We start from the raw sequence: 16,714 nt of genomic DNA, 5'->3' as shown, positions 1-16,714 counted from the left end.
GCGGGCGATGCGGCCGAACGCTATAAGCCCGGCCTGCTGGTCACGGAGTGTAGCGCAGCCTGGTAGCGCACCTCGTTCGGGACGAGGGGGTCGCAGGTTCAAATCCTGCCACTCCGACCATGCCGGCCAACGATCTGGCCATTTCCCGATACTTCTCAGAACATGCGTTTCGTCGCGCTCTGGATAGGCGTGCAGACCTGCGACTGAACCCGCGTGGGAGCCGTCGGCGGCATACCCGTCGCAATTAACCCGCCGCTAATTGATTTGGGGCATGTCGGTGTGGGCGTGGCAGGAGAGATTATGACTCAGAATGTGCTCGCCGTTCCAAGTCCGCTGCTGAGTGTCGACGAGGCCCTGCGCCTCGAAGCCCTGGATCGGCTCGACATCCTGGATACGCCCCGCGACCCCGCCTTCCAGCAACTCGCCTCGCTCATCGAAAGCGTATTCGACGTGCCGGTTGCCATCATTTCCCTGATGGATGCGCACCGTCAGTGGTACAAGGCCCATACCGGTCTTGCGAATGAGGAGGCGGCGAGGCCTGACACATTCTGCAAGCACGTCATCGTCTCCGGCGAACATATGGTCGTGGAGGATGCAGCACTCGATCCCCGATTTCTCGACAATCCCTTCGTGACGGGAACGTCAGGCATACGCTTTTATGCCGGCGTTCCGCTTCGGGCCCGCGAAGGCGAGGTCGTTGGCACTGTATGTGCCATCGATTATCGGCCGCGCAAATGGACAGCGCGCGAAACGCAAATCCTGTCCGATATCGCGGCAATCGCGATGAACATGATGGAACTCAGCAGGCATGTCGCGACCGACGACCTGACCGGCTGCGTGGCTCGCCGCGTGTTCATGGAAGAAAGCAATCGCACATTCGCCGCGGCGCGCCGGCACAGCCATAGCCTGTCCTGTGTGACCTTCGATCTCGACCATTTCAAAGCCGTCAATGACAACCACGGCCACAAGGCGGGCGATCTGGTGCTGTCAGGCGCCGCCAACACCGTTCGCTCGGCGTTGCGCGAATCGGACCTGTTCGGGCGAGTGGGCGGCGAGGAATTCGCCATTCTGATGCCCCAGACGCCCCTCCAGGGCGCGCTGGACGCGGCCGAAAAGTTGCGCAGCGCACTTTCCTCCAGCCCCATCGACGTCGGCCCTCAAAAACTGAATATTACCGGAAGCTTCGGCGTTGCGACGCTTGATCGCGGGGTCTCCGATTTTGCCGCGCTGCTGGCTGCGGCAGATACTGCGATGTATGTTTCGAAGCATGAGGGGCGCAACCGCTGCACGGCAGCTCCGCAGATATCGGATCGGCGTCGCGTCCTGAAATCCGGCCTCATTATCTTTCAGAACCGCTCCTCGACCGTCGACTGTACGGTGCGGTCGTTGGGGAAGACGGTGCCGGCATCGATGTATCGAGCACGAACGGCGTTCCTGACGGTTTCGCGCTGCGTATCGGACCGGAACTGATTGAAAAGAGATGCCGGGTTGTCGCGAGAGCGGACCGCCATCTGGAAGTCGCCTTCCTGCCCTGAGGCACATCTCCAATCCGCATGCTCCCAGACTTTTTCGAGCGGCTATTTGTTGCACAAGGATGCAAACTCTCGTTTGCGCGGTAACATTTCAGCGGCTAAAATCGCGCTTTATGCGGGTTACAGGGGGCCAACTTGAAACTTCACCAGCGTGGCGTTGATCTTTTGCTGAATGTGCAATCGGCTCTGGAACATCTGGATGCATTGCCTGCGCATGAAGTGAGAAACCTGCTGATCGAGACCGAGATCGTGTTGCGCGACCTGCTCGCGCGCGACCGGCCGGTTCAACAGGCGAACGAGAAGGCTTCTCAACCGGGTGCTGCGGGCAGCTAGGCGGATTTAAACCGGCTGCTCACCGGTCAGGGCGGCAAAAGACCGCCAATGCACGGCCAGATTGAACGAACGGGCAATAGGCGGTAGCCATCCTTCTGCGGCGACTCGCGCCGGGAGAGAGGGAAGCCCCGCGATGGAATTCATCGTCATCATAGCCGCCATCGCGGTGTTCGCCGTGCTGCGCAAACAGCACACGCGTCTCGGTGAACTAGAACGTCAGCTCGTTGCGTTGCAGGCACGGGTCGCGGCTGACAGTTCAATGGCCGCCAACGTAGCGCCCGCGGCGGTAACGGAAGCAACGCTTGTTTCCATCAAAGAGGGCACCGTCGAGCCTGTCGAACCCGCGCCGGTCGAGGAAGGCGAGCCCGATATTGAGGAGCAGTCGCCAAGCCCTTGGGCTCTGGCTGCTGCGGCACGCGCCACAAGCGACGAAGCAGCGGCAACCGCCCCGGCCGACGTCACGGAAGTGACCCGAAAGCCGGATCTTGAAACGACGCTTGGCACGCGTTGGGCTGTCTGGGTCGGGGGTCTAGCGCTGGCGCTGGGCGGTGTCTTCCTTGTCCGCTACTCGATCGAGGCCGGCATATTCGGCCCCGGCGTACGACTCACTTTCGCCTCTGTGTTCGGCGCACTGCTGGCCGGCGCGGGCGAATTGGCAAGACGGCGCGGCTTCCGATCGCCCGTTGGAGGGCTGGATGCCGCCTATATCCCTGCCATTCTGACGGCCGCCGGTGCCTTCACACTGTTTGGCGCCACCTACGCTGCTCATGGAATCTACGGTTTCATCGGGCCGACTGCCGCGTTCGTGCTGCTTGGCGCATTAGCGCTGGCCACCGTCGCCGCAGCGCTCATTCACGGACAGGCGCTCGCCGGCCTCGGGCTTCTTGGCTCCTACCTGACGCCGTTACTGGTCGCGTCCGACGCGCCGAGCGCGTGGACGCTTTTCATCTACCTGGCGATCGTGCTGAGCGCGGCCGTTGCCGTCGCAGCCACAAGGCGCTGGCAGTTGCTGGCATCGGGCGCATATCTGGGCGCTGGCCTGTGGAGCGTCGCCTATCTCGCCGGCGCTCCCGTACCTGAGGCGGGCCCACTCGTATTCCTGCATCTGTTGGGACTTGCCGTTCTCGGTGGCATCTGGCTTGCCAGACGGTCCGATGCCGACACCACCCGCACTACCGATGCCGCGTCCGTGGTCGCTGCGATCTTCGCCGCGCTCATGGCGCTCACTACGGTCAATCTCGACGGCACGACCTCCAGCAATGTCTGGGCCGCGGCGTTGATAACCGCCATGCTCGGCGTGGCCGCATGGCGCGCCCGCGCGATTGCGATGCTGCACGCAGCCGGACTGGCGGCAATCGTCCTCCAGGGCCTGCGCATTCTGAATGGCGATTTCATTTTCGACCTCTATGGCGGCCGCTTCGCCATGGACGGAATCTGGGCGGATATCGGCGCCGGCGGCTTCGCGCCTTATTCCGCCGCCATCGCGATCCTGTTTTTTGCCGGTGGCATTGCGATGGCCAGGCGTTCGGTCGCAGCCAATCCTGTTCAGGCGTTGAGCTGGGCGTTTTGGGCTGCGGTGGTACCCGTCAGCACACTCGCGATCACCTGGTTCCTCCACGGCAATCTCAACATCGACTGGCGTTTTGCCGCAGCGGCATTCGTCCTTGCGGGAGCATTGGGTGCAGCGGCAGAACTGGTCGCCCGAGCCGAGCAACCACCGCAGACCGGTGGCTGGGCGGTTACCTTCCTCGCAGCAGGCGCAGCGGCAGCCATGTGCCTCGCGCTCGTCACCGGTTTCGGTCCGGTACTGACAACAGTGCTGTCCGGCATCGCCGCAGCTTTGCCGGCTGCGTTGACACGACTGCGGCGGTGGCCTGTGCTCGGCTGGCTATCAACCGGCTTCGCGGCAGTGACGCTTGGCAGGGTGATTGTCGATCCGACCATCGCCGGTCCGGAATTCCTCGGCACGACGCCGTTCTTCAACGCGCTGACGCCGGGCTACCTGCTGCCTGCTGCGGCATTCGCCTATGCCGCATGGCAATTGCTGCGCACCACCGACGGCAGGGCGCGGCTGGCGATGGAAGCTTTCTCGGCGCTTTTCGCGATGGTGGGTGCGGGCATGCTGGCGCGGCATGCGATGTATGGCGGCGTCATCGATGCGAGCGAGCCGACACTCGGGGAGCAATCCATCTACACGCTCATCGCCATCGGCGGCGGCGCGGTACTCCTGGCGCTGGACAGGCGCTCGCCGAGCCCCGTGTTCCGATGTGGTTCCATCGGGCTCGGCATGCTTTCGGTCCTGTTCATCGCGAGCGCGCATTTCATTGGCCTCAACCCGCTGCTCACAAACGAGTCCACGGGCACCATTCCCGTCGTCAACCTTCTGCTGCTTGGCTATCTGATGCCCGCGGTCGCGCTGGCTGCGCTGGCATGGCGCGCTCGGGGCATCCGGCCGGACTGGTACGTCGCGATGCTGTCCATCTGTGCGGCAGCGCTTGGCTTTGCCTATGTCACGCTCTCCGTACGGCGGCTGTTCCAGGGCGAGTTCATCGGGGCCTGGAAGGGCATGGGCGAAGTCGAGGCGTACACACACTCCGCCGTCTGGCTGGTGCTCGGGGTACTCCTGCTGGTCGCCGGACTACGCTTCGGTTCGCGGGCCCTGCGTCTCGCCTCGGCGGTGCTGGTCGTCGTGGCCGTGGCCAAGGTCTTCCTCTACGACATGCGCCAGCTCGAAGGCGTGCTGCGCGCCCTCTCCTTCATGGGGCTGGGCGGCGTGCTGATCGGCATCGGCATGTTCTACCAGCGCATGCTGGCAACGGCCAAAAACTAACCCGCCCCGGCGTCTGGCCGAGGCGGGTTACAGGCACGTTCAGTGGAAACTAGGCGAAGTCGAGCGCCCTGTCGTCCTCGCCTTCACGGATCCGCGTCGGCAGGCCGATCCTGTCGAGCACCGCGAGGAACGGACGCGGCGGCAGGTTTTCGACATTGGCCATCTTCTTCACGTCCCACTCTCCGGTCGCAATCAGCATCGCGGCCGCGACCGCAGGAACGCCGGCAGTGTAGGAGATGCCCTGGCTGCCAACCTCCTCGTAGGCTTCCTTGTGGTCGGCCACGTTGTAGATGAAGACCTCGCGCTCTTTGCCGTCCTTCACGCCCTTGACCAGGTCGCCAATGCAGGTCTTTCCGGTGTAGCTCGGCGCGAGCGATGACGGATCGGGCAGCACGGCCTTCACCACCTTCAGCGGCACGACGTCCAGCCCTTCTGCGGTGGTGACCGGCTGCTCGGACAGGAGCCCCAGGTTGTTGAGCACGGTAAAGACGTTGACGTAGTGGTCGCCGAAGCCCATCCAGAAGCGCACTGTCGGCACGCCGAGATTCTGCGACAGGGAGTGCACCTCGTCGTGCCCGGTCATGTAGGTCGTGCTGGTGCCGACCACCGGCAGGTCCCATTCCTTGCGGACCTCGAACATCTTGTTCGAAACCCATTCGTTGCTCTGCCAGGACCAGACCTGCCCCGTGAACTCGCGGAAATTGATCTCCGGGTCGAAATTGGTCGCGAACCAGCGGCCATGGCTGCCGGCATTGACGTCGATGATGTCGATCGTGTCGACGCGGTCGAAATATTCGTCATAGGCTAGCTTGGCATAGGCGTTCACCACGCCAGGGTCGAAGCCCGCGCCCAGAACGGCCGTAACGCCGGCCTTCTCGCATTCCTCGCGCCGCTTCCATTCGTAGTTGGCGTACCACGGCGGCGTCTCGCAGATCTTCAGCGGATCCTCGTGAATGGCGGTGTCGATATAGGCCGCGCCCGTCTCGATGCAGGCAGACAGTACCGACATGTTGACGAAGGCCGAGCCCACATTGATGACGATTTCAGCGCCCGTCTTCTCGATCAGCGCCTTTGTCGCGCCGACATCCATTGCATCAAGTGCATGAGCCTCGACCCGGCCGTCGGTCTTCAGAGCCTTCTTTTCGTTGATCGAATCCACGATGGCGTGGCATTTCTCGACGGTTCGCGAGGCGACATGAATGTCGCCGAGAACGTCGTTGTTCTGCGCGCATTTGTGCGCCACGACCTGCGCCACGCCGCCGGCGCCGATGATGAGAACGTTTTTCTTCATTTCGGGGGTCTGTCTCCTTCAAGACTGCTTGAAACGGGACGGGCCTACGAAAGGCTCGCAGCATAATCGTCGAAGCCGAACTCGCGCACGACCTTTACGGTTCCGTCGAGCTCGCGCACCGCGATCGACGGCATCTTCACTCCGTTGAACCAGTTCTTCTTGACCATGGTATAACCGGCGGCATCCTGGACGGAGATCCGGTCTCCGACCTTGAGTTCGTCCGGGAAGCGAAACTCGCCGAAGATATCGCCCGCAAGGCACGACTTGCCGCACACCATGTAGGTGTGCCCGCCCTCGTTGGGTTCGATCTTGGCGGTCTCGCGATAGATCAGCAGGTCAAGCATGTGCGCTTCAATGGAGCTGTCGACAATGGCGAGGTTCTTGCCATTGAAGAGCGTGTCGAGCACCGTCACCTCGAGCGTCGTGCTCCTGGTGATCGAAGCTTCGCCCGGCTCGAGATACACCTGCACGCCGTAGCGCTCGGCAAACGCCTTCAGTCGCGCGCAGAATGCGTCGATCGGGTAGTCGTCGCCGGTGAAATGGATGCCGCCGCCGAGGCTGACCCAGTCGACGCGCGACAGCAGCGTGCCGAACCGTTCCTCGATCTGGCCGAGCATCCGGTCGAACAGGTCAAAATCGGCGTTCTCGCAGTTGTTGTGGATCATGAAGCCGGTTACCCGGTCCATCACCGTCTCGACCTTGGCAACGTCCCATTCACCCAGCCGGCTGAACGGGCGCGCCGGGTCGGCGAGATCGAAACTCGATGACGAGACCTGCGGATTGAGCCGAAGCCCGCACGCAATGTCGGTCGCCCGATCGGCGAAGCGCTCGAACTGGCCGATGGAGTTGAAGATGATCTTGTCGGCGTGGGAAACTACCTCGTCGATCTCGTGATCCGCGTAGGCGACCGAATAGGCGTGGGTTTCGCCACCGAACTTCTCACGCCCCAGCCGCACCTCGTTGAGCGACGAGGAGGTGGTACCATCCATGTAGTCGCGCATGAGGTCGAAGACCGACCATGTCGCAAAGCATTTGAGCGCCAGCAGCGCCTTGGCGCCAGAGGCTTGGCGCACATAGGCGATCTTCTCCATGTTGCGAAGCAGCTTCTGCTTGTCGATCAGATAGTACGGGGTGGCAATCGTGGTCATCGTGCAATTCGCCTTCGGGTCTCGGGGCGGGTTATAGGCATGCGGGCGCGAATGGCAAATCCCGCGCGGCCCATGGCAGCCTTTTTGCCACATGCGCTTGACGGTGAGATCACACGGGAAACGGGTTATTCGGCCGTTATGGTCGCCGCAGCCTAATCGCGCGGCAGCCGGCCTTCGGCAACGAAATGCGGGTTCGCGAAAGGTGCGTCGCCTTCCGCTGTGCCCGCACCATAACGAAACGGCTTGCCGTCCAGAGTGCGGGTCATGCCGCCTGCTGCTCGTAGCACCGCGTCGCCTGCCGCAGTGTCCCACTGCATCGTACGCCCGAGGCGCGGGTAGAGGTCCGCCTCGCCACATGCAAGCAGGCAGAATTTCAGCGACGATCCGACGGAAATGCGCAGCGCGGGCTCGTAACGGCCAATGAAGGCATCGGTGTCAGGCGTGTTGTGGGAGCGACTTGCGACGACGGTCAGCGGCGCGCAGCCATCGCGCACAACGATAGCGCGACGGTCGCGCGCTTTATGGTCGGCATCGGTCGCAACCAGTGACGCCGAACCGGGATAGCCCGAATAGAGTTCCCTCCGCGCGGGTGCATAGACCACGCCGATGACAGGCGTGCCGTCACGCACCAGCGCAATGTTGACGGTGAAGTCGCCATTGCCGCTGACGAACTCCCGCGTGCCGTCCAGCGGATCGACGAGAAAGAAGACACTGCCGACAGAATCGGGCGCGTGCCCCTCAGCGGCCTCCTCTTCGGCAACAACGGGAATGCCGGGAAAGCTCTCGCGAAGTCCTTTGAGGATGATTGCCTCGGCGTCCCGATCGGCTTCGGTCACTGGCGAGCAATCGGATTTCTGCTCGGCGGCAAAGCCACGGTCGCAAATTTCCATGATCCGCCGCCCCGCCGCCAATGCGAGGGGTTCAAGAACGGCATTCACGGCTCTGTCGTCAGGCAATATCTGCATGGCCATCGCGATACAGCGTCGGCGCACCGTCAGCAATAGCCGCGCTGGCGCAACCAATTTTCCAGTTCGTCGGCCATCTCCTCTGGCGCGCGTCCGGCGGTCTCCAGATGAACATCCGCATTCTCCGGTGCCTCGTAAGGGGAATCGACGCCCGTGAAGTTGGCGATCTCACCCTTGAGCGCCCGCGCATAGAGCCCCTTCGGGTCGCGCCGCGCGCACTCCTCGAACGGCGTGTCCACAAACACCTCGACGAATTCGCCATCGCTCATCAGTTCGCGGGCCATCCGGCGTTCGGCACGGAAGGGCGAGATGAAGGAGACGAGCACGATCAGACCCGCATCGGCCATCAGGCGCGCCACCTCGGCCACCCGGCGAATGTTCTCTACGCGATCTTCCTCGGTGAAGCCGAGGTCGCGGTTGAGGCCGTGGCGTACATTGTCGCCATCGAGAATGTAGGTGTGACGCCCGGAGGCGTGCAGCTTCTTTTCAAGCAGGTTCGCGATGGTCGACTTACCGGAACCCGACAGGCCTGTGAACCACAGCACCGCTGGCTTCTGATGTTTCAGGTCGGCGCGGGCCTTCTTGTTCACATCCAGTGCCTGCCAGTGAATATTGGCAGCCCTGCGCAGCGGATGCAGAATCATGCCTGCACCGACCGTGGTGTTAGTTATGCGGTCGATCAGCACGAATGCGCCGGTCGTCCGGTCGTCGGCGAACTTGTCGAACGCGAGGGGCGATTGCACCGAGATGTTGCAAACACCAACCTCGTTCATCTCCATCGATTTCGCCGCCTCATGCGCGAAGTTATTGATATTCGTACGATACTTAAGTTCCGTAACGGTAGCGCCAACCTGGTCTGTCTCGGTTCTCAAGAGATAGGACCGTCCGGGAATCAGGGCGTGCTCATCGAACCAAACGAGGTTGACCGCGAACTGGTCGGCCACCTGCGGGCGCGCATCCGGCGCGACCAGGATGTTGCCGCGCGATACTTCAACCTCGTCGTCGAGAACCAGCGTCACAGCCTGCCCTTCGCGCGCGATAGCGAGATCGCCGCCGGCTGCAACGATACGGCTGACGCGTGACGTCTTGCCGGACTTGGCGACCACAACCTCATCGCCCTGCCGCACAGTGCCGGAAGCTATCGTGCCTGCGAAACCGCGGAAATCCAGATTGGGCCGGTTCACATACTGGACGGGAAAGCGGAAGGGTTTCTGTGCCCGGTCCTCGTCAACCTTCACTGTCTCCAGATGCTCGATCATCGTCGGGCCGTGGTACCAGCCGGTGTTTACTGAACGCGTGACGACGTTCTCCCCGTAGCGCGCCGAAACGGGGACCGGCACGACGGAGGCGAAACCGAGCTGGCCGGCGAACGCCCGATACTCCGAGGCGATGCTGTCGAAAGTCGACCTATCGTAGTCGACGAGGTCGATCTTGTTCACTGCCAGCAAAATGTGGCGAATGCCAAGGAGCGAGGCGATGAACGAGTGGCGGCGGGTCTGCGGCAAGATACCCTTGCGCGCATCGACCAGCACGATGGCGAGATCGGCCGTCGACGCTCCGGTTGCCATGTTGCGGGTGTATTGTTCGTGCCCCGGCGCATCGGCGACGATGAATTTGCGCTTGGGCGTCGAAAAGAACCGGTAGGCGACATCGATCGTGATGCCCTGCTCGCGCTCAGCCTCAAGTCCGTCAACCAGCAGTGCGAAATCGATCTCGTCGCCGGTGGTGCCGTGCTTCTTGGAATCCCGCTCGAGGGTCGCGAGCTGGTCGTCGAAGATCAACTTGGTGTCATAGAGAAGCCTGCCGATCAGCGTCGACTTGCCGTCGTCCACGGAACCGCAGGTCAGGAAGCGGAGCATCGACTTCCGTTCCTGCTCCGCTAGATAGTCCAGGACATCGCTTGATGGGGACCGAGCCTCTGCCACATTTCTGGAGCATGATCAAAAATACCCTTCCCGCTTCTTCTTCTCCATCGAACCCGCCTCGTCACGGTCGATGAGACGCCCCTGGCGTTCGGAGGTGCGTGCCGTCAGCATTTCGGAGACGATCCCCTCCAGCGTATCGGCATCGGATTCGATCGCGCCGGTGAGCGGGTAGCAACCAAGCGTGCGGAAACGCACGAGACGCTCACTGACCACTTCGCCGGGCTGCAGCTTCAGCCTGCCATCGTCGACCATGATCAACATGCCGTCGCGCTCGACCACCGGCCGCTTCGCGGCGAAATAGAGCGGCACGATCGGGATGTTCTCCTGAAGAATGTACTGCCAGATATCGAGTTCGGTCCAATTGGAGAGCGGAAAGACCCGGATCGATTCGCCCTGGTTGATCCGCGTGTTGTAAATCTTCCACATTTCCGGGCGCTGGTTCTTGGGGTCCCAGCCGTGCTTGTCGTCGCGGAAAGAGAAGATACGCTCCTTGGCGCGCGATTTTCCTCATCACGCCGGGCACCGCCGAAAGCGGCGTCGAAACCGTATTTGTCGAGCGCCTGGCGCAGCCCCTGCGTCTTCATCACATGGGTGTGGACGTTGGAGCCGCTGTCGATCGGGTTGATGCCCTGCTCAACGCCTTCCTGATTGATATGGACCAGCAGGTCGAGGCCGTGCGTCGCCGCCATCCCGTCACGGAAGGCGATCATCTCGCGGAACTTCCAGGTGGTGTCGACATGCAGGAACGGGAACGGAGGCTTCGCCGGATAGAAGGCCTTCATGGCCAGGTGAAGCAGCACGGACGAATCCTTGCCAACCGAATAGAGCATCACCGGGCGGGCGAAGGTTGCCGCCACCTCCCGGAAGATGTGGATCGCCTCGGCCTCCAGCCTGTCCAGATGGGAAAGCGCTGGGCGCTGCGCTGACAAAGTTTGCTTCATATCCGATAGGCACCATTTCGCGAGATGCCGCCAAAACGAGCTGTTTGGCGGCGCGCCCCAGTCGACAGCGGGCATGATGCAAAATTACCCGACGCCCCAGGGTGCGGACAAAACCGCGTTTTTCAAATTTGCGCCGAACGGCAGAAAATACCGGCAGCCCTACCCCGTGCGGCCTGCATGATTTTTCGTATCTGCCGCGAGGCCCGGTTCAGCGCCGACCGCGAAGTTGAGGCTTTACGACGTCGGGCGCACGCGATATGGAACGGCCGGCCGCGTTGGGGCGTAGCCAAGCGGTAAGGCAGCGGTTTTTGGTACCGCCATTCCCTGGTTCGAATCCAGGCGCCCCAGCCATCGACGCTCGACCTCCCCGCGGCCCAAGTCACTTCACCGCCACGCTTTCGGTCTCCCCCAACTCTGCTAACAGCGTCACCGCAAGGCAGGCGGGCCGCATCACAGTGAACGGGAAGACATGCAATTCATCGATCTGGGCGCTCAACGGGAGCGCATTCGCGACAAGCTTAAAGCGGCGATCGACCGTGTCGTCGACGACGGCCGATACATACTCGGGCCGCAAGTAGCCGAATTCGAAAACGCGCTGGCCGACTATGTCGGGGTCAAGCACGTGGTCGCCTGTGCCAATGGTACCGACGCGCTGCTGCTCCCGCTCATGGCCTATGGGGTCGGCCCCGGCGACGCCGTTTTCTGCCCCTCCTTCACCTTTGCTGCCACGGCTGAAGTTGTCGCGCTCAGGCAGGCCGAGCCGGTCTTCGTCGAGATCGATCCGGATACCTACAACATCGACCCCGCCAGCCTCGAGGACGCTATCGAGATGGTCAAGGCGGAAGGTCGGCTGACCCCGCGCGCCATCATCCCCGTCGATCTCTTCGGCCTTTCCGCCGACTATTCCGCGATCACCGCGATCGCCGAGCGCCACGGGCTCGCCGTCATCGAAGACGCGGCCCAGGCAATCGGTGGCAAGTTCGGCAACGGCATGTGCGGCAGCTTCGGCCAGGTCGGCTCCACCAGCTTCTACCCCGCAAAGCCGCTGGGCTGCTACGGCGACGGCGGTGCGATGTTCACAAACGACGACGAGATGGCTGAGAAGCTGCGCTCGCTGGCCTTCCACGGCAAGGGCGAGACGCAGTACGACAACGTCCATGTCGGCATCAATTCGCGTCTCGACACGCTGCAGGCCGCCATTCTGATCGAGAAACTCGCCATCCTCGAAGACGAGATGGAAAAGCGCCAGGCGGTCGCGCGGCGCTACAAGGAAGGCCTGCAGGGCGTCGTCAAGGTGCCTGAGGTTTCCGCCGGCAGTCGTTCGGCGTGGGCGCAGTATGCCATCGAAACCCCGCGCCGGGACGAGCTGAAAGCTCATTTGCAGGCCCAGGGCATCCCGTCGGTGATCTACTACGTCAAGCCGCTGCACCAGCAGGTGGCGTATTCTCAGTACCAGACCGCGCCGGGCGGGCTGGCGCTCTCGGAAGAACTGCCGTCGCGAATCCTGTGCCTGCCAATGCACCCCTACCTCTCGACGGAGGATCAGGATCGCATCATCGCGACCATCGTGGACTTCATCGGTCGCTGAGACCGAACACAGCTAAACGCAGAAGGGCCGGTCGATCGACCGGCCCTTCTTTTTTCTTGGGGTGTCTCAAGCGCCTTTAGCGGCGGGCAAACAGCGCCCATACGGCCGGCACGATTGCCGCGGCGAGCGCAACCTTGATGAGGTCCGGCAGGATGAATGGCGCAACGCCGAACTGCCAGGATGCCGAAGCGCCGATGATACCGGCGAGCCAGGCTAAGCCCATCGCCATCATGACGATCTCGGCAGCAAGCATGGCGCCGAAGAGCTTGAATGGGTTGCGATCCCAGCCGCGATCGGCGGCCCAGCCGACGATTGCCGCCATGACGACGAAGCCGGCGAGGAAGCCGCCGGTGGTGCCCATCATGTAGGCGATGCCGATTCCCTTCTCGGGGGTCGACTGGAAGACGGGGAAGCCCATGGCGCCCTCGGCCATGTAGAGCAGCAGCGTCGCAACGCCGAGCCGGAGCCCGAAGGTTTGCGGCAATGCCGAGCACGGCAAGCGTCTGCAGCGACATGTCGACCGGGCCGAGCACCACCTTGGTCTTGGCCGACAGGGTGAGCAGCAGCGTGCCGGCGACTGCCAGGAAGGCGAGCACGGCATAACGCGCAACGCCCTTTTCGGGCAATGCGAGCGAAACCAGCGGACGAGACAGGATTGCGGCGGACATGTCGTTCTCCATCAGAGTGTCGGCGGGCAAGGCTGCCCGGTGCGATGGTTCCCCTATATGGTCTTCCATGATATGCGGCAACTCGTTTCGCCTGCCCTTTCCACATCGCTACGGCACCTCTCCATGGCACTCGATTTCGATACAAAGTTCGAACCCGCCTATGGCGAGGCGGTCGAGGTCGCGCCCGATGTGGCGCGAATCACGGTCAACAATCCGAGCGCCTTCACCTTTCACGGCACCAACAGCTATCTGGTTGGACGAGACACACTGGCGGTCATCGATCCGGGTCCGGAAGACGACGCGCATTTCGGTGCTCTCATACGGGCGATTGCAGGCAGGCCGGTGAGTCATATCTTCGTCAGCCACACCCACGTCGATCATTCGCCGCTGACCCGGAAGCTGGCGGAGCGAACCGGCGCGACCGTGCTGGCCGAAGGACCGCATCGGCCGGCAAGGCCGCTGCGCATCGGCGAGATCAATCCGCTGGACGCCAGCGGCGACACGGATTTCATGCCGGATGTCACACTGGCCGATGACGAACTGGTCGAGGGTGACGGCTGGGCGCTGCGCGCAATCCATACGCCCGGCCACACCGCCAACCACGTTTCCTTCGCATTGGAGGGAACGGGCATGTTGTTTTCGGCCGATCATGTGATGGCCTGGTCGACATCCATCGTGGCGCCGCCCGATGGGGCGATGTCCGATTACATGGCTTCGCTAGACCGCCTTCTGGGCCGCGACGATCGACTGTTCCTGCCTGGCCATGGCGGGCCGGTGACCCAGCCTGCCGCCTTCATGCGGGGACTGAAGGCGCATCGCAAGATGCGTGAGCGGGCCATCATCGAGCGGCTTCGCCGCGGCGACCGCACCATTCCCGAGATGGTCGCAGCCATTTACCGAGACACCGATCCGCGCCTCTACGGCGCAGCCGGCTTGTCAGTGCTCGCACATCTGGAGGACCTTGTCGGCCGAGGCATCGCGGCGTCCGAAGGTGAGCCGTCAATCGACCGGGTCTTCTTCCTCGTCTGAGGCCGGGATATCGATGATCTCCAGCGACTGCCGCGCGAACTCGGCGTCCAGGTCGGACATGAAGGCGCGGATGCGCCGTGCATTGTCGCCAAGGTCGTGCTTGGCGTAGCGGGTGTTCAGGCGCATGTCGACGAAGGTCGACGCGCCCTCGTCCGTCAGTCGCAGCACCGCATCGGCCGGGAAGCGGACCAGCAGCGTCAGCGCTTCCAGTTCGATGGAAACTTCCCCGTGCTCGGCCTCCAGAGGCAAGCGCGCATAGGGTTTCCAGCCTCGCGCGGCAATCACCGCCGCGGCGGCATTCATGACCCTGCTCATCGAGGCGTCGTAACGGCGCCCGCTCAAATCCGGATAATGTTCGGTCTGCAACGCGGCGGCCTCGCGCGTGATCGGCACGATGGCGTTCATGGCCCCGCTGCGGCGCGCAGGAGCAAGAACGAACTGCGGTGGCTCGACGAGGTCGGTCGAGATGTCGTTCAGCACGGGGTAGCGCAGTACGAAATAAGCGCCGGCCGCGTAGGGTGCGAGCACGATCACCGCGAGAAGGGTTGCGGCAAGCGACGCTTTGCCGGCCTTTTCGCCATACAGCCAAAGCCGCCAGAAACCGCCGGCGGCCAGCCCCAGCGCCAGGAGTGCCAGTCCGGCCACAAGCGCCAGAATCCAGAAATACGCGACGGTCTCGACCATCCCGTAACGATGGCCGACACCGGCAACGATCAAAAGCACGAGCGAAAAGCCGGCAATCCTCCTCGCTCGCTGCGCCATCGGCGAAACCCGCCGTTCCGGTCCTGTCGCCATCCGTGCCTTGCCATGCCTGAGACTGTTCGAGCCTCTTACCGGCTTGCTATCGGAGCGTCAAAGGGACCTCCTCCGGGAGTTGACTGCCGTCCGATGACCAGAAACGTGGCGGCAGCCGTCCCAAGAGCGATGGCAGCGCTCGCCAGTGCCGCCATCTGGAAGCCGTTGCCGAAAGCAGACTGCGCAGCCGCGACCAGAGCAGCGCCCTGCGCGGTCGGCAATTCCGCCGCAAGCGAAGACACGCGACCAAGCGCTTCGCCTGCTTCGGCTAGCGCGGTGTCGGAAACGACACCTTGAATGCTGCTCTTCAGGTCTAGTCGATAGAGCGCTGAAGCGAGGCTACCCAGAAGTGCGATACCCAGCGCGCCGCCAAGCTCCGTGCTGGTTTCGGCAATGCCGGCGGCCGAGCCTGCACGCTCCGGCGGGGCAGCCGAGACGATCAGGTCGGTCGTCAGCGTGAACACGGGCGCTAGACCGAACGAAAGATGACATAGCCCGCAACGACCCGCGCGAGGTCCGGATCGTCGCCGATGCCGAGCATCAGGAAGCCCCCGCAGCAACCGTCAAGGCCAGGGCAACCAGCCTCTGCGGGGCGACAAGGCGAGTCATCAGCGGCGTGAGCAGCGCGCCGACCACGAAGGTGATGCCGGAAGGCGCCGACCACAGCCCCGCCTCCAAGGGGGAAAGGCCCAATGCGAGCTGGAGATATTGCGCGATCAGCAGAAACGAGCCGAAAGCGATAAAGAAGCCGAAGATGTTGACCGTCAGCGCCGTGCTGAATGCCGGTCGCCGGAAGAGTGCCAGGTCGATGAGTGGATCGGCCAGACGTTTCTGCCGACGCACGAAGAGGGCCGCCACCAGCACGCCCACAACCAACGCCGCACCGACGGCGAGGCTGGGACCGGAATGTGCAAAGAGCTTGATTCCATAGACCAGTGACAGGACGGCCACTATCGACAAGGCGGCGCTCACGAAGTCCGGCCAGGGCGCATCGGCTTCACGTGCTTCGGGAAGCAGCCACGGCCCCACCGCCAGCAACAGCACCATGATCGGCACGTTGAGCAGGAAAACGGCGCCCCACCAGTAATATTCAAGCACCACGCCGCCCAGCACCGGCCCGATCGCGGCGCCCGACGAAAAGCTTGCGATCCAGACACCGATCGCAAAGGTGCGCTGCGCGGGATCGCGAAACATGTTTGTCACAAGCGACAGGGTCGAAGGCGCAAGGGTTGCCGCAGCCAGCCCTAAAAGCGCCCGGGCCGCGATCAGCATCCATACTGTGGTCGAGAACGCAGCGGCGATCGATGCAAGACCGAATGCGGCAGCACCTATCATCAGCAGACGCCGACGCCCGACGCGGTCTCCGAGAACGCCCATGGAAAGCAGCGCGCCAGCCAGCACGAAACCGTAGATGTCGACGATCCAGAGAAGTTCGACCGCGCTCGGGCCGAGATCGGCGGTGAGTTTTGGAACCGCCAGGTTCAGCACCGTCAGGTCCATGGAATAGAGGATGCAGGGAAGCGCAAGCACCGCCAGCCCCGTCCATTCCTTGACGGTTGCGCGGGGTGTCGCGGTTGATTGCATTGCCGCGGTGGTCGTCATGAATGGCTCCGGTTTTCCAACGCCGCGAGACGGCTGAGGTTTTGCCTTTTCGTTTCTCGGCTTCATG

Annotated in this window: 10 protein-coding genes, 2 tRNA genes and 3 pseudogenes; 7 read left to right on the top strand and 8 right to left on the bottom strand. The window is 62.9% G+C overall.

The window, feature by feature from the left end; all coding sequences use genetic code 11:
- The first annotated feature begins 43 nt into the window (after positions 1-43).
- The 4 genes from HK436_RS11820 to HK436_RS11805 all read left to right on the top strand — a co-directional run bounded on the left by HK436_RS11820 (position 44) and on the right by HK436_RS11805 (position 4,695).
- Positions 44-120: transfer RNA gene (locus HK436_RS11820), tRNA-Pro, on the top strand.
- A gap of 180 nt (positions 121-300) precedes the next feature.
- Entirely contained in the window at positions 301-1,470 is a 1,170-nt protein-coding gene (locus HK436_RS11815) for a sensor domain-containing diguanylate cyclase (protein WP_376769161.1), read from the top strand.
- A 197-nt stretch (positions 1,471-1,667) separates the two neighbouring features.
- The gene (locus HK436_RS11810; RefSeq protein WP_173190185.1) at positions 1,668-1,865 is read left to right on the top strand and encodes a hypothetical protein; all 198 of its coding nucleotides are present in this window, start codon (positions 1,668-1,670) and stop codon (positions 1,863-1,865) included.
- Positions 1,866-1,998: 133 nt separating this feature from the next.
- Entirely contained in the window at positions 1,999-4,695 is a 2,697-nt protein-coding gene (locus HK436_RS11805; RefSeq protein ID WP_173190184.1) for a DUF2339 domain-containing protein, read from the top strand.
- Positions 4,696-4,744: 49 nt separating this feature from the next.
- Here the strand turns inward: HK436_RS11805 and HK436_RS11800 are convergent, their stop codons facing one another.
- The 5 genes and pseudogenes from HK436_RS11800 to cysD all read right to left on the bottom strand — a co-directional run bounded on the left by HK436_RS11800 (position 4,745) and on the right by cysD (position 10,965).
- The gene (locus tag HK436_RS11800; RefSeq protein WP_173190182.1) at positions 4,745-5,986 is read right to left on the bottom strand and encodes a saccharopine dehydrogenase family protein; all 1,242 of its coding nucleotides are present in this window, start codon (positions 5,984-5,986) and stop codon (positions 4,745-4,747) included.
- A 44-nt stretch (positions 5,987-6,030) separates the two neighbouring features.
- The gene (gene nspC / locus HK436_RS11795; RefSeq protein ID WP_173190180.1) at positions 6,031-7,134 is read right to left on the bottom strand and encodes a carboxynorspermidine decarboxylase; all 1,104 of its coding nucleotides are present in this window, start codon (positions 7,132-7,134) and stop codon (positions 6,031-6,033) included.
- Positions 7,135-7,286: 152 nt separating this feature from the next.
- On the bottom strand, positions 7,287-8,105 hold the full coding sequence (gene cysQ / locus HK436_RS11790; protein WP_376769160.1) for a 3'(2'),5'-bisphosphate nucleotidase CysQ: 819 nt from the start codon (positions 8,103-8,105) through the stop codon (positions 7,287-7,289).
- Between the two features lie 23 nt (positions 8,106-8,128).
- A complete protein-coding gene (gene cysN, locus HK436_RS11785; RefSeq protein ID WP_173190178.1) occupies positions 8,129-10,024 on the bottom strand; it encodes a sulfate adenylyltransferase subunit CysN in 1,896 nt (631 codons plus the stop codon).
- A gap of 15 nt (positions 10,025-10,039) precedes the next feature.
- A pseudogene (gene cysD / locus HK436_RS11780) lies at positions 10,040-10,965 on the bottom strand (sulfate adenylyltransferase subunit CysD).
- A 276-nt stretch (positions 10,966-11,241) separates the two neighbouring features.
- On the opposite strand from cysD, the gene HK436_RS11775 reads away from it, so the two are divergent.
- Positions 11,242-11,316: transfer RNA gene (locus HK436_RS11775), tRNA-Gln, on the top strand.
- Positions 11,317-11,434: 118 nt separating this feature from the next.
- Positions 11,435-12,553: a DegT/DnrJ/EryC1/StrS family aminotransferase gene (locus HK436_RS11770; RefSeq protein WP_173190177.1), complete on the top strand. Its 1,119-nt coding sequence runs from the start codon at positions 11,435-11,437 to the stop codon at positions 12,551-12,553.
- 76 nt (positions 12,554-12,629) lie between these two features.
- Here the strand turns inward: HK436_RS11770 and HK436_RS11765 are convergent.
- A pseudogene (locus HK436_RS11765) lies at positions 12,630-13,221 on the bottom strand (biotin transporter BioY).
- A 123-nt stretch (positions 13,222-13,344) separates the two neighbouring features.
- On the opposite strand from HK436_RS11765, the gene HK436_RS11760 reads away from it, so the two are divergent.
- Complete coding sequence (locus tag HK436_RS11760) at positions 13,345-14,250, top strand: MBL fold metallo-hydrolase (protein WP_173190176.1); 906 nt, start codon at positions 13,345-13,347, stop codon at positions 14,248-14,250.
- On the opposite strand, the gene HK436_RS11755 is transcribed toward HK436_RS11760, so the two are convergent.
- Both HK436_RS11755 and HK436_RS11750 read right to left on the bottom strand, forming a co-directional pair.
- On the bottom strand, positions 14,221-15,045 hold the full coding sequence (locus HK436_RS11755) for a DUF1499 domain-containing protein (protein ID WP_173190173.1): 825 nt from the start codon (positions 15,043-15,045) through the stop codon (positions 14,221-14,223). The genes HK436_RS11760 and HK436_RS11755 overlap by 30 nt on opposite strands.
- A 35-nt stretch (positions 15,046-15,080) precedes the next feature.
- Positions 15,081-16,647: pseudogene (locus HK436_RS11750) on the bottom strand (MFS transporter).
- Positions 16,648-16,714: the final 67 nt, after the last annotated feature.

It is taken from the genome of Neoaquamicrobium sediminum, assembly GCF_013240295.1.
GTDB lineage: Bacteria > Pseudomonadota > Alphaproteobacteria > Rhizobiales > Rhizobiaceae > Aerobium > Aerobium sediminum.
This window is presented reverse-complemented; position numbering and strand designations above follow the sequence as displayed.

Excerpts from the sequence above, each read along its gene's own strand:
- HK436_RS11815 (WP_376769161.1), top strand. The coding sequence starts at position 301 with ATGACTCAGAATGTGCTCGCCGTTCCAAGTCCGCTGCTGAGTGTCGAC.
- HK436_RS11805 (WP_173190184.1), top strand. The coding sequence starts at position 1,999 with ATGGAATTCATCGTCATCATAGCCGCCATCGCGGTGTTCGCCGTGCTG.
- HK436_RS11800 (WP_173190182.1), bottom strand. The coding sequence starts at position 5,986 with ATGAAGAAAAACGTTCTCATCATCGGCGCCGGCGGCGTGGCGCAGGTC.
- nspC (WP_173190180.1), bottom strand. The coding sequence starts at position 7,134 with ATGACCACGATTGCCACCCCGTACTATCTGATCGACAAGCAGAAGCTG.
- cysQ (WP_376769160.1), bottom strand. The coding sequence starts at position 8,105 with ATGGCCATGCAGATATTGCCTGACGACAGAGCCGTGAATGCCGTTCTT.
- HK436_RS11770 (WP_173190177.1), top strand. The coding sequence starts at position 11,435 with ATGCAATTCATCGATCTGGGCGCTCAACGGGAGCGCATTCGCGACAAG.
- HK436_RS11760 (WP_173190176.1), top strand. The coding sequence starts at position 13,345 with ATGGCACTCGATTTCGATACAAAGTTCGAACCCGCCTATGGCGAGGCG.
- HK436_RS11755 (WP_173190173.1), bottom strand. The coding sequence starts at position 15,045 with ATGGCGACAGGACCGGAACGGCGGGTTTCGCCGATGGCGCAGCGAGCG.